Here is a 13,129-nt window from a genome sequence, read left to right on the forward strand (position 1 = left end):
GGGTTGTCACCTGCCGACAGCGTCACGCCACTGATCGAGCCAGCTCTCGCGGTTCTCCGCGATCGTGGCGGGCGGCAGCGAGGACATCCACTCCGGCACGGCCGCGCGGGCCGGCCAGCCCTCGGGCAGTTCGACGTCGCGCTGCACCGGGTACACGTACATCGACTCCGGCAGCGCGGACTGCACCTCCGGGCTCAGCATGTAGTCGACGAGCTTGCGCGCACCGGTGGAGTTGCGGGTGCCCTTGAGGATGCCGATGTACTCGACCTGCGGGAAGCAACTGTCGAGAAGGGCGCTGGTGTCGGGGGTCGCGGCGGGCGAGGACGCGTACGACAGCACGATCGGCTTGTCGCCCTTACCTTCCCCCGCGCTGAACAACTGGTTGTAGGCGACCTCCCAGCCGGAGACGATGGTCGCGCCACCGCCGACGACCCGCTTCCAGTAGTCCTGCCAGCCGTCGCCGAGGGCACCGACCGTCGTCAGCAGAAAGGCCGTGCCGGGTGAGGAGGTCGCGGGATCGGTCAGCACCGTTTGCGATGCGTACTCCGGCTTGACCAGGTCGCGGAAGCTCGCCGGGGGAGTCAGCGATCGTGATTCGTACCAGGCGTCGTCGATGTTGAGGCAGACGTCGCCGCGGTCGACGGCGGTCAGCTTGTCGGCCGCACCGGGCACCGCGTACTCGTCGGCCCCGTCGACGGCGAGCGGCGACTCGTAGGACTCCAGGGCTCCCGCTTCGATCGGCCGGGACGCGAAGGTGTTGTCGATGCCGTAGACCGCATCACCCTTGGGTGCGCCGGGGGTCAACGACACGGTCGACGCCAGCTGTCCGGCGTCGCCCGAGCGCACGATCTCGAGGGTGAGCCCGGTCTGCCGGCGGAACCCGTCGATGACCGATTCGGGCAGTTCGAAGGACTCGTGAGTCAGCAGGGTGACCTGTCCGCCTGTCGTCGACTCGTCGGCGCAGGCAACCGCCGTCGTGAAGACCAGTCCCAGTCCGACGGTGAGTGCGACGGCCCGGGAGGCGATCCCCGACCACCCACGCCGACGGCCGCCACTCTCGGCCTGCAGCTCGTTCACGCCCGGCAGTTGGGTCACATCCGACTCCTTGCGACTCGCTGTCCCTGTCCCATCCACCCCCATATCCAACCAGGTGGCGTCGCGACGCACGATTTGCCGCCCGAAAGATCACTTCTGTAACAATTGCATCAATAACCACATACGTCACAGTCGCAACCTGCCGGACTACCTGGACACAGAAGACATCGAGGGGCTTAGAATGACCCGCGACGTCCGGGGTGGGAAGATCGACGAACACCCGTCAATCCCCGGGCAATTTCCACGACCAGGATCCACACGACCACGAGGCGCACGAAGCTTGTTCTCCCAGCCGACGCAGCGCCACGACCGATAGGACACCACCAGTGCGTTTCACACGGCCGTCGAGGTTGCGTTCGACCACCTCTCGCCCGCACCGGACCCGGCGCAACCGCCTGTTCCTCAGCGCCTCGGCCCTCGTTGCCGCGGCCGGCCTCGCACTCCCGGCGGTCGCCGGCGCCGCGCCCGCTCCCAAGGTCGACCAGCGCGTGCTGGACTCGCTCGGTGCGTTCGCCCCGGCGATCATCGGCTCGGTGGCCACCCCCGGCCCCGACGGCAAGGTCAACGCCCAGCTCCTCCAGCAGGCCGAAGCCTTCGCCAACACGCCGGGAATGCCCGCCGAGGTCTCCAAGGTCTGGCGTTCGGTCGCCGACTTCCTCGGTGAGCCCGGACGCAAGGCCGCGGCACGCCAGCTGGCCGCCGAGCCCAAGCCCGGCGATCCGGAGATCCCGAAGGGCCCCAACGCTCCGAAGATCCAGGAATTCCTGTACCCGACCTTCGGTCTCGGCTGCATCCCCGGCGGCGGCTCGCTGGGCCGCGCCCTGGTCACCGCAGGCCCCCAGGAAGCACCGGCACCCGGCCCGAAGCGCGGCGAGGGCGGCTACGTCTACACCGCACTCGGCACCGGCCCCGCCATCGACAACAAGGCGAAGCCGCTGATCGTGAGCTGGCTCAACGTCGACACCGGCCGCACCGGTACCACCACGCTGAAGCGGAACCCGAAGATCAACGTCAAGGACGGCCCCGGCACCTTCACCGGCATCGCCCGGACCGGCAAGGGCCGCGTCATCTCCGCGATCCACGGAAACGTGACCACCAAGACCAAGGAGCAGGTCGTGTCCTGCACGATCGTGCCGGTGATCGGCCTCGCCGTCATCTGACCTCCGGTCGACTTCTCCTTCACCGACACCCCGGCACTTCGCCGGGGTGTCGTTGTCTCTGTGACCGTTATCCGCTCGGCGACGTCCCGCGCGCCACGTGTCGCGAACCGACTGTGGCGGCGGTCTCACTCGCTACGAGGACAAAACCCCAGGTCGTCGGAAATGTCGGTATCTCACCGATCGCGCGCATGTCACAGCTCGGACTCGCGACTTGCCGCAGTCGTCTCACACGTGGTCTCTTCTAACTCAAGTCCCATCTGTCACACCCGCCACACGTGGCGGGGTGTTCGGCTGTTCGAAGGAGTGCCATGTCCATCACGTCTCGATTCACACGTCCACTGATCGGTCGGCGCGGAATCCGGCGCTGCGGCGTGGGCCTGGTGGGCGTGGCGATGGCCGCAGCAGCGGTCACCTCGACCGCCCCGGCCTCGGCCGCCCCATCGCTCCCCCTCCTCCCGCCGAACATGCTGAGCGCGTATTCCATCCCGTTCGACGCAGAACTGGCCGGCGCGGTCCGTCTGCTGAAGTCGGCGGGCGTCGACCAGATGGCCCTCCAGGCCGCACAGGCGGTCATGGGCAGCTCCGGACAGCTGTCCGTCCAGGACGTCGTCGGACGTGCCGGTGCGCTGCCCTTCGACGCATCGCAGCCCCAGCCGGCCGCCGCTCCCGCTGCGGGGACACCCCGACCGGTGGCCTCCACCGATCCGCTGGCACTGCTGAAGAGCCTGGGCATCCAGACCTTGACCCCGTCCGTCGCCCCCTTCTGCACGACCCCCACCCCCGACAACCCGCTCGGTCTGGTCACCGCGGGCGCCGGCGCGGTCGCGGGCCCGTGGCCGCTGAAGACCGATCCGATCGCCGGGCTCAAGCCGCTCCTCGACATGCTGCCGATCGCAGGCATCCCGGACAAGATGAACGTGGTCGAGAACGGCGAGACCGCATACGCCTTCGTGCCGGCCTCCCCGAAGGCCGGAAAGGGTGGCACCATGCAGGTCGCCTGGTTCAACACCAGCACTCTGCAGGGCGGCTTCGCCGACCTCGAACCGCTGAAGAACGGCGCCACCCTCACCGCCCTGCCCCTGCTCTCGGGTGTGCGTCTCGCCCCGGTGAAGACCGGTAAGGGCACCATCCTGTCCGCGGTCTTCGGCACCGCGCAGAACGGCTCCCAGAACTGCTGGTTCCTCCCGGCCGTCGGCATCGTCAACGCCTGACTCCCGGTCTACGCGTGAGATCTCTTCTCGCCGTTGACCTTTCCACCCCCACCGCCACACCGAACGAATAGACGACACATGAACACGCACGGCATCTCTTCCACCCGTCGGAGTGCCTCCATCGCCCGCACGGTCGCGGTCGCCGCAGCCCTCACCATGGGCCTGACCTCCTTCGGCCTCGTTGCCGAGGCCGCCGCGGAACCCACCACGACCACCCCGTCGACCAGCACCCCCTCGCCCGGCGCAACCACCGACGCCACCGACGAGGAAACGGGCGCACCCGCCGACGACAACGCGGGCACGATCGACACCCGTGGCCCGGGCCAGGCGCCGGGTGCCGTCTACGCCAACCGTGACCTGCCCCGTAACCGCATGGTCGCCGGCTCCGCCGCCGGCAACGACTTCACCTACTGGAGTACCGGCGCCGACGGCAAGGCGCACCTGTCGTCCGGCGTGCTGATGGTCCCGGCCGGCCGGGCACCTGCCGGCGGCTGGCCGGTCGTCGCGTGGGCGCACGGCTCGCGCGGCATCGCCGACAAGTGCGCACCGTCGGAGCGTCCGACCAAGGACGACACCACCGAACTGAGCCGGTGGCTCGGCCGCGGCTACGCCGTCGTCTCCACCGATTACGCGGGCGTCGGCACACCGGGAACCCCGCAGTACTACGACCTCGAGGCCACCGCCCGCAACATCGTCGACGCGGTGAGCGCCGCACGCGACGTCTCCGACACCGTGTCGCGCTCGTGGGCCGTCGTCGGCGAGGGTCAGGGTGCCGCGGCCGCGATCACGCTGGCTCGCCTCGCGCCGAAGCTGCAGGCGCGCAACTCGCTGGACTTCAGGGGCGCGGCGGCTACGTCGATCCCCGCCGAGTTCGGAGCGCTCCTCGCCAATCTCGGACCGTCGTCGGCGAGCATCCCGTCCGGTCTCGCCGCCGACGCGCTGTACACGCTCAGCGCGATCCGCAATGTGCGTCCGGGACTCGACGTCGACTCGCTGCTCACCGACACCGGTAAGAAGTGGATGGCCAAGGCCGCCAACGAATGCGTCACCGAGTTCCGAAAGAACGTCGACGGTCTCGCCATGGGATCCCTCTTCGCCAAGCCGGTGTCGGGGAACACGGATCTGACGAATCTGCTGACCGAGGCCACCGCCCTGCCGAGCCGTGGCTTCGTCAGGCCGGTGATCATGACCCAGTCGCTCCAGGACACGTCGGTCGTCGTGCCGCTGTCCTTGAAGTACCTGAACCAGGCGCGTGCCGATCGCAAGGTGCAGGCCCGCACCTACCTCACCCTCGACGCTGCGCAGTCGGCGAAGTTGTCCGACAACGACATCCGCGCCTTCATCGCCAAAGTCCTGAAGTGAGTCGATGATGGGTCGCCGTCTTCCGGACCGTCGCCTGTCTAAGCAACGGGCGTTCGATCTCGCCTATGCGGCGACGACGGCGGCGGCCACCGTCACCGGCGCTCTCGGTCACCGGCGGGCGGCGGGCCTGACCAAGCCTCTGCCGATGCTGCTGCTGGTGGCACAGGCGGCGGCCGGGGCACGTGAGCGCGACGCCCTCGACAACGCCGGATTGGCGGGCGCACTGGCATTCTCGATGGCCGGCGACCGGTTGATGCTGCTCGAGGAGTTCGAGACCGAGCCGGTCGCCAAGGACCGCTACCTGCGACTCGGCGCGACCTTGTTCGCCGGAGCCCAGTTGAGTTACGTCGCGACGATGTGGCGCGCAGGTGCCCGGCCGTCGGCGAGACAGCTGCTCCCCCGGGTCGGGGTGCTCGCCGAATCGGCCGCGGTGCTGGCCCGTCACCGGCCGGCGCTGCTGCCCGTCCTGGGCACGTACGGCAACACCCTCGCGACGATGTCGGCGACCGCGAGCGCCATGTCCGATCCGCAGCCGCGGTTGCGGATCGGCGGCGTGACGTTCCTGCTGTCGGATCTGGCGATCATCAACCGCCGCCACCTCGTCACCGACCCGCGCGTCCGGGTGGCGGGCGAGGCGTGGGTGCTCGCCAGCTACTTCGCCGCGCAGTACCTGCTCATAGGCGGACTCGCCGAACGCTTGCGTCGACGCTGATCGAGACCGGTCAGGCGGTCGCGCGCCCGCTGCACGACGAGTACTGCGGGTTGACCATCGGGTTGAACGCCAGGGCGCCGAGCTTCTGCTTGATCGTGAACGCGACCGGACCACGACCGGGATGGATGTCGACCTGCCATTTGACGGTGAATCCGCGTCCCGGCACGAAGACGGTGCCGGTGCGCCCGGTCCGCAGGTTCCGCCACGACACCGTGATGTCGTAGGTGTATTCCAGTGCGACGGGTTTCGCACGATCGGTGCCGATGAGCGCGATCGCCGGCCCGGGCAGACCGTCGGCCGGGAACCGGATGTTGTTGAACACGTCGACGCGGATCTTCACCGGTCCTGCGGGCCACGGGTTCGCCGAGGTGCAGTTCAGGGTCGTGACGTAGTTCGGCTCGGTGTAGTCCGGGATCGCGTTCGCACTCCCCGGCCCGACGACGCCGATGACCGTTGCCACCACCGCCGCGATGACCGCTCCGACGCCCGCGCGGAACGCGCCTCGTGATCCTGCTCGCCCCGTCATGCTCTCCCCGCTGATCATGGGGGCAGTCTAGAGCGGCGCGCGCACCGCGTCTGCCAGAATCGATCCCATGCCGAAGATCCAGATCGCCCAGGAACCCGCGGCCGACGAACTGCTCTCGACCGATTCGTTCGCCCTGCTCGTCGGGATGTTGCTGGATCAGCAGTTCCCGATGGAGCGTGCCTTCGCCGGTCCGGCCAAGATCCGCGACCGCTTCGGCACGATGGACCCGGTGGAGATCGCCGACGCCGACCCCGAGGCCTTCGCGGACCTCTGCTCCACTCCCCCGGCCATCCACCGCTACGGCCGCTCGATGGCGGGACGCGTGCAGGCGCTCGCGAAGGTCGTCGCCGAGGAGTACGGCGGCGACGCCTCCCGCATCTGGACCGAGGCGAGCAGCGGCGCCGACCTGATGAAGCGCCTTCGTGATCTGCCCGGCTTCGGTGAGCAGAAGGCGAAGATCTTCGTCGCGCTCGTCGCCAAGCAGCTCGACGTGAAGCCGTCCGGTTGGACCAAGGTCGCCGGCGATTACAGCAAGCAGGGATACCGCTCGGTCGCCGACGTCGTCGACCCCGACTCGCTGCAGAAGGTCCGCGATTTCAAGAAGGCGGCCAAGGCGGCAGCGAAGGCCGCGACGGAGTAGAGACGCCGACGTGGGTCACCCGACCCACGAATCGTCCCGGCTTCACCCACGATCGCGAGCCGGTGGCCTAGTGTCGGGAACCATGGAGTCTCTTCCCGACCGAAGCGCACCCTACGGGACCGACCCGACTCGTGCGCTCCTCCAGATGCCGCTCCGGTTGGGGTTCACCGTGACCGGTGTGGTCCTCGCTGCAGCCGAGTCCGCCGTCACCATCGCACGCATCACCGCGGGCAGCGTCCAGCACGAGATCACCCAGGCCTTCGGAGTCGAGGACGAACTCAGTGCGGCCCGTACCCCCCTCGCCCTTCTCAACCAGCTGTCCGAGTTGCTGGGTCCGGACCGCCCCTTCGGACGCATCCTGGCCGCGGGCGGGCCGTTGGAACGGCTCCTCAACCCGGGCGGGGTCATCGACCGGCTGACCGCATCCGACGGTCTGCTGGAGAAGCTCACCGCCAAGGGCGGACTTCTCGACCAGATGGCCGACGAACGCGGCATCCTGATGCGCCTGACCGCGAAGGACGGCCCACTCGACCGCCTGACCCGCCCCGGCGGGGTCGTCGACCAGTTCACCGAGAACGAGGGCATCCTCGAACGTCTCACCTCCGAGGGCGGCGTCGTCGACAAGCTGACCGCACCCGACGGCATGCTGGAGAAGGTCACCGCGCCCGGAGGCATCCTGGACCGGTTCGCCGCCGAGGCCGGTCTGCTCGATCAGCTGGTCGGCGAGGGCGGCGCGGTCGAACGCGCCATCGCGCCGGGCGGTCCGCTGGATCGGATCACCGAGCTGGCCGAGGTCATCGGTCAGCTCGCACCCAACCTGATCGCCATGCAGGACACCGTCCACGAACTCGCCGAGACCGTGGACCTCCTGAATCAGACGGTGGCTCCCCTCGGCGGTCTCGCCGACCGTCTGCCCAAGCGACTCACGCGCGGCCCCAAGGGCTCCGGCGGCAACGGCAACGGGGCCTCCCCGGCAGATGCAGACACCAACGGTTAGCCACGACGGTGATCGCTGAGATCGTCGAATCGTTGGATGTGTCAACGACTTTCGGTAGTAGATGTTTCCGCGTGGCCGATTCCTTCCCGCTTACCGGATAGCACCCGCGGGAAGGAAACAGACACCGCGGGAAGGAAGCGGTTGAGCGGGAACCAAACCACCGCTAGACCAACACCCGGGCCGGGTTCGTGTGAACCCGGCCCTTCCTACTCGCCCCAACGTCAACACGTCCGATTTCCAGTTGACCCTAGCGACGAGTCGTATCGAAACCGGCCCGCAGCAACTCCACATACCGGTCGACGTCGGGCATGACGTCCGGGCTCGTGGTCACCGACACCGCGACGCGGTCGCCGATGCCGTGCACCCCGTGGGTGAGGCCCTGTACCGGCGACAGGGCGGGAAAGCCGGTGGTGAACAGGATCTCGCCGCCATCGAGGTCGAAGTCGGCGGCACCGCGGTCGACGGAGGACACCACGGTCACGCCGGTGACCGTCTCGGGTCGGGTGTCGAGGTCGAAGGCCCGGATGCCCCAGCGCGTGAGGATCGCCGGAGTGACCTCCGATACGCGTCGCTGCGCGACTCGTGCGGGGTCGGCGTCGGCCGCACGGGCGGCGTCGATCTCGGCGCGGACGAGTCGTGCTCGTTCATGCGGATCGTCGACTTCGAGGTGAAGATCGATCCCCACATTGCGAAAGTTGTTGCGCGCTTCCGATTTATTTGATCGTCCGACCGTGAGCTCTACACCGAGACGTCTGCAATCGTCGCCCAGGTATCGCGGTAGCGCCTGCGAGATGGCAACGAGCACGGCGACGGTGACCGGAGACCCGGCTGCGGTGAGACGCTCGCGGTCGAGCACGATGACCCGTAGGAGTCGCCGCGACCCGGGGCTGCGGTTCAGTGTCGTCAGCGGATAACCCGGCTTTCCCGGATTCGCCGGTTTCCCAATCCGAGCGACCTGTACTCCGCGTCGGACCGTCGAGACGAATTCTCCGGGGAACCGCAGTGCACCCAGCGCGAGGGTTCCGACATCGCGAACCGGCCCGGGCATTCCGAAGCCGCCACCACGGCGATTGTCGTACGGCGCGGTGAACAGGTCCCGGGCGATCTGCGATGCGCGCCGACCGTCACCGATCGCATGCGAGATCTGCAATACGACAACGACTCCCGTGACCGACTCACCACAACCGGCCGGAAGGTCGGTCACCGGACCGAACAGATGCAGACGCCAGGCCGCTCGGGACGGCACCAGCGGATCTGCGACGAGGTCGCCGACGGTGTCCAGACACGACAACCAGGTCCGCGTCGTGGTGTCGACGCGGACCTGGTCGGGTGCGGGTTCGGCGGAGACCCAGTACGGACGGTCGGCGGTCGCCGGGACGTCGTGGACCCGTAGGCACAGGTCGTCGACGTGCCTCGCCCGCGCCGACAGTCGCCGGGCGCACTCGTCGAGCGAGATCGACGGTGCGGCAAAGCAGTACAGCAGCAGCTGGTCGTTTGGGATGCGTTCGGACATCCAGTACGACGCGGCGTCCGCCGCCGCCATCCGCTGCATGCGGCCAGGGTAGCCCCCTATTTCTGGCCGGCACTCCAGGCGTAGGGCAGCTCGGTGCCGTTGAGCACGTGGTCGCCGATGGCCTGCAGCTTGAAGATCAGCGGATTGTGTACCGAGATCACGCGGGCGTTGCGCCAGTGGCGATCGAGGCGCAGCCGCTCGGAGGTGATCGACGCGCCGCCGACCTCGAACAGCTGGGTGGTCGCGTCGAGCACCAGCGGGATGACGGTCGCCTGCGCACGGGCGACGTCGAATTCGACCTCGTCGAGCAATTTCTCGTCCTGCCAGCCGGTCTCGGCGAGCCGGTCGAGCCGATCGGCGATCTCGAGGACGATGGTGCGCGCCGAGTAGGCGGCCGCCGTCAACCGGCCGATGACCTGCTGCACCAGCGGATCGTGGCGGGGCAGGTCGGCGGTCGAGTGGGTGAAGGTGCGCTTGCGTTCGCGCACCCATTCGCTCACGTCCTCGGTGGCACGCTGCGCGATGCCCGCCAGCACCGACAGCTGCACGAGCTGCAGGTACGAGGTGGCGTAGGTGCGACCGGAGACGCCGTAACCCGGGCCGAGGATGCGGTCCGCGGACACCTGCACGCCGCTGAACTCGGTGGTCCCGCTGGCGGTCAGACGCTGACCGAAGCCGTCCCAGTCGTCGTGCTGAATGACGCCCTGCGCGTCGGCGTCGACGAGCACCGAGACGCGCTCACCGTCCTGGTCGGCGGCGACCAGGATGTGGTGGGAGTACAGGCTGCCGGTGCTGTAGTACTTGGTGCCGTCCAGGCGCCATGCGTCATCGCTGTCGGAGTCCCGGGTCAGGCGCGTCTGGTAGCGGTCGATCGCGCCGACACCGGGCTCGGTGATGGCGTTCCCGACGAGCGTGCCCTCCGCAACCTTGCGCAGCCAGCGCTCGGCCTCGGGATCGGGCAGCGCGGTGAGCTGATCCTCGACGAACGACCAGTGCACGCGCAACGCCTGCGGGAGGTTCGACTCCGCGGTGGCCAGGTCGACGAGGAGCCGGAACACCTGACGGACCGAGGCACCGTACCCGCCGAGCTCGACCGGCACGCGCAGCGCGCCGAACTTCGCCTCGCGCAGCCACGACACCTCGTCGTGTGCGAGGCGGCGATCGTCTTCGCGAGCCACTGCGCCTTCGGCGATGCGAGCGAAGATCGGGGCGAACACCTCGTCGAGCCGGTCGTCGGTGGTGCCGGCGGCCGACGTGCTCGTGGGCACGGTTGCGGTCATCACATGGTCCTTTCGGTACAGACTTCTCGGCGAGAAGTGTCGCCGCCGCCCCGCCCTTCGGCCACGATTGAAACCGCGCTGAACGCAACGTTCCCAAGGCCCGGATCCACCGCCACACTGAAGGCCGAACCCGCAGGTATGGCGCATCCGAGACCACGTTGAGACGCCGATCACGCGTTTGTGCCATTGTGGGCGTATGCCAATCTCGATCGCTGATCTCGATCCGAACACCCCCGTCGTGGTCGGTGTCGGCCAGGCCTCTGAGCGTCTGACCGATCCCGGATACGAAGCGCTGGGTGAAGCGGACCTCGCGGCGCGCGCCGTCACCGCCGCCTTCGACGACGCAGGTGCCTCCGACCTCGCGTATTCCATCGACACCATCGCGGCGATCCGTTCGTTCGAGATCTCGAGCCCGTTGTCCTCGTCGCCGCTCGGCCGCCCGGACAACATGCCCCGCGCCGTGGGCAAGCGCGTCGGCGCCGACCCCCGCCGCGCCGTGCAGGCCGTCACCGGCGGCCAGACCCCGCAGACGATGCTCACCGAACTCGCCGGCGTCATCGCCGCGGGCGACTCCGACGCCGCGGTCATCTTCGGCGTCGAGGTCATGTCGACCGTGCGTCACCTGCAATCCAAGCCCGACAACGAGCGTCCCAGCTTCGCCGAGACCGTCGGCGGACAACTCGAGGACCGCGGCTTCGGCCTCAAGGGCATCATCACCGTCGCCGAGATGCGTCACGGTCTCGCCTCCGTGATCCCGCAGTACGCATTGCTGGAGAACGCCCGCCGCCACAACACCGGCCTGGGCCGCGAGGCGTACGCCACCGCGATGGGCGAGCTGTTCGCACCCTTCACGAAGGTCGCCGCGGCGAACCCGCATTCGGCCGCCCCGACCGAACGCGACGCCGCCGAGCTGGTCACCCCGACCGACGGGAACCGGGTCGTCGCCGATCCGTTCACGCGCTACATCGTCGCCCGCGACCAGGTGAACCAGTCGGCCGCCGCGGTCGTCATGTCGATCCGGGCCGCGCAGGCCGCCGGCATCGACCCGTCGAAGTGGGTCTTCCTGCACGGCCACGCCGAGACCGTCGAGCGCACCTCGCTGGACCGCCCCGACCTCGGCGCCGCACCGGCCGCCCCCGCTGCCGTGAAGCATGCGCTCGAGGTCGCCGAGATCGGTCTCGACGACGTCTCGGTCATCGACATCTACAGCTGCTTCCCGATCGCGGTCTTCAACATCCTCGACGGGCTCGGCCTCTCCGCCGACGACCCGCGCGGACTCACCGTCACCGGCGGCCTGCCGTTCTTCGGCGGTCCGGGCAACAACTACTCGCTGCATGCCATCGCAGAGGTCGTCTCGCGCGTAAGGCAATCCCCCGGAGACTTCGGTCTCGTCATCGCCAACGGCGGTGTGCTCAGCAAGCACGCGGCCGGCGTCTACTCGACGACCCCGGCACCGTGGCGCGCCGACAACAGCGCCAAGGTCCAGGCGCAGCTCGACGCGGTGCCCACCGTTCCCACCGTCGGCGACGCCGACGGCCCGGCGATCATCGAGACCTACACGGTGATCCCGTCGAAGAGCGGCAAGCGAACCGGCGTCGTGATCGGCCGCCTCATCGACGACGCCGCGCCGGATCGCCTCGGCGCCCGGTTCGTCGCCAACCTCGACTCCGACGACGACGAGTTCTTCGACCTCCTGCTGACGTCGGACGATCCCGCCGGCACCGAGATCGTGGTGCGCTCCTTCGACAAGGGCAACCGGGTCAAGCTGACCGAGGCGGCGATGGACGCCAAATACCCCGTGGTCGCACCGGCGTTCCGGGACAGCTACGCGCACGTCGAGATCCGTCGCGACGGACACCTGCTCGAGGTGACCATCAACCGGCCCGACGCGCGCAACGCACTCAACCCGGCCGCCAACGCCGAACTGGACTCGATCTTCGACGCCTACTTCGCCGACGACGACCTCTGGGTCGCGATCCTGACGGGCAAGGGCGACAAGGCCTTCTCGTCGGGCAACGACCTCGCCGCGACGGCCAGCCCGGCCGCACTGTCCGTGCCCAAGAACGGATTCGCCGGGCTCACCGCACGTGCGAGCCTGCCCAAGCCGGTCATCGCCGCCGTCAACGGTTTCGCTCTCGGCGGCGGGTGTGAGATCGCCATGGCCTGCCACATCATCGTCGCCGACGAGGAGGCCTCGTTCGGTCTGCCCGAGGTGAAGGTCGGATTGGCCGCCGCCGCAGGCGGTCTGGTCCGCCTTCCGCGGCTGATCCCGCCGGCACTGGCCCGCGACATGATCCTGACCGGTCGCCGGATCTCGGCCACCGAGGCCGCTGCCGCCGGACTGGTCAGCCGGATCGCCCCGGCCGGAAAGGTTCTCGAGACCGCCCGCGAGGTGGCCGAAGAGATCCTCGCCGCGTCGCCGACCTCGGTCCGCGCGTCCATCGCGACCATGGAGCAGTCGGACGCGATCACCGACACCGTCGAAGCGGTCCGCGCGAGCACCAACGTGCTCGACTCGCTGATCATCAGCGGCGACACCCTCGAGGGCATCATGGCGTTCGTGACGAAGCGAGCTCCGGAGTGGAAGGGCCGCTGATCCTCGCCGGGTAGCCCCTGATTCAGGTTGCGTTCTG

The 13,129-nt window shown here is 68.8% G+C and carries 11 protein-coding genes; 7 read left to right on the forward strand and 4 right to left on the reverse strand.

Annotation, left to right across the window (positions count from 1 at the left end; all coding sequences use genetic code 11):
* Positions 1-6: 6 nt before the first annotated feature.
* Complete coding sequence (locus GKZ92_RS16275) at positions 7-1,095, reverse strand: thiamine ABC transporter substrate-binding protein (RefSeq protein ID WP_127962695.1); 1,089 nt, start codon at positions 1,093-1,095, stop codon at positions 7-9.
* Positions 1,096-1,421: 326 nt separating this feature from the next.
* Between GKZ92_RS16275 and GKZ92_RS16280 the strand changes: the two genes are divergently transcribed.
* From GKZ92_RS16280 to GKZ92_RS16295, 4 genes are all read left to right on the forward strand, one after another.
* Positions 1,422-2,255, forward strand: coding sequence for an Rv1157c family protein (locus GKZ92_RS16280; RefSeq protein ID WP_155225437.1), 834 nt, complete (start codon positions 1,422-1,424; stop codon positions 2,253-2,255).
* A gap of 308 nt (positions 2,256-2,563) precedes the next feature.
* Positions 2,564-3,466: a hypothetical protein gene (locus tag GKZ92_RS16285; protein WP_035751171.1), complete on the forward strand. Its 903-nt coding sequence runs from the start codon at positions 2,564-2,566 to the stop codon at positions 3,464-3,466.
* A gap of 78 nt (positions 3,467-3,544) precedes the next feature.
* On the forward strand, positions 3,545-4,828 hold the full coding sequence (locus GKZ92_RS16290; protein WP_155225438.1) for an alpha/beta hydrolase: 1,284 nt from the start codon (positions 3,545-3,547) through the stop codon (positions 4,826-4,828).
* Between the two features lie 7 nt (positions 4,829-4,835).
* The gene (locus GKZ92_RS16295; protein WP_035751167.1) at positions 4,836-5,540 is read left to right on the forward strand and encodes a lysoplasmalogenase; all 705 of its coding nucleotides are present in this window, start codon (positions 4,836-4,838) and stop codon (positions 5,538-5,540) included.
* 10 nt (positions 5,541-5,550) lie between these two features.
* On the opposite strand, the gene GKZ92_RS16300 is transcribed toward GKZ92_RS16295, so the two are convergent.
* Positions 5,551-6,003, reverse strand: a complete 453-nt coding sequence (locus GKZ92_RS16300; RefSeq protein ID WP_155225730.1) for a hypothetical protein — start codon at positions 6,001-6,003, stop codon at positions 5,551-5,553.
* A gap of 130 nt (positions 6,004-6,133) precedes the next feature.
* On the opposite strand from GKZ92_RS16300, the gene GKZ92_RS16305 reads away from it, so the two are divergent.
* Together GKZ92_RS16305 and GKZ92_RS16310 are read left to right on the forward strand one after the other, a co-directional pair.
* The gene (locus GKZ92_RS16305) at positions 6,134-6,706 is read left to right on the forward strand and encodes an HhH-GPD-type base excision DNA repair protein (protein ID WP_006357457.1); all 573 of its coding nucleotides are present in this window, start codon (positions 6,134-6,136) and stop codon (positions 6,704-6,706) included.
* Between the two features lie 82 nt (positions 6,707-6,788).
* The gene (locus GKZ92_RS16310) at positions 6,789-7,703 is read left to right on the forward strand and encodes a hypothetical protein (RefSeq protein WP_155225439.1); all 915 of its coding nucleotides are present in this window, start codon (positions 6,789-6,791) and stop codon (positions 7,701-7,703) included.
* Positions 7,704-7,950: 247 nt separating this feature from the next.
* On the opposite strand, the gene GKZ92_RS16315 is transcribed toward GKZ92_RS16310, so the two are convergent.
* Entirely contained in the window at positions 7,951-9,255 is a 1,305-nt protein-coding gene (locus GKZ92_RS16315) for a WS/DGAT domain-containing protein (protein ID WP_006357455.1), read from the reverse strand.
* Positions 9,256-9,272: 17 nt separating this feature from the next.
* Positions 9,273-10,496 (reverse strand): acyl-CoA dehydrogenase family protein, encoded by a 1,224-nt coding sequence (locus tag GKZ92_RS16320; protein WP_155225440.1) that lies wholly within the window; start codon positions 10,494-10,496, stop codon positions 9,273-9,275.
* Positions 10,497-10,692: 196 nt separating this feature from the next.
* Here GKZ92_RS16320 and GKZ92_RS16325 point away from each other — a divergent pair, with 196 nt between their 5' ends.
* Positions 10,693-13,092, forward strand: coding sequence for an acetyl-CoA acetyltransferase (locus GKZ92_RS16325; RefSeq protein WP_155225441.1), 2,400 nt, complete (start codon positions 10,693-10,695; stop codon positions 13,090-13,092).
* The last annotated feature ends 37 nt before the right edge of the window (positions 13,093-13,129 follow it).

Origin of the sequence: Gordonia sp. 135 (assembly GCF_009720185.1) — a bacterium.
Classification (GTDB): Bacteria; Actinomycetota; Actinomycetes; order Mycobacteriales; family Mycobacteriaceae; genus Gordonia; species Gordonia alkanivorans.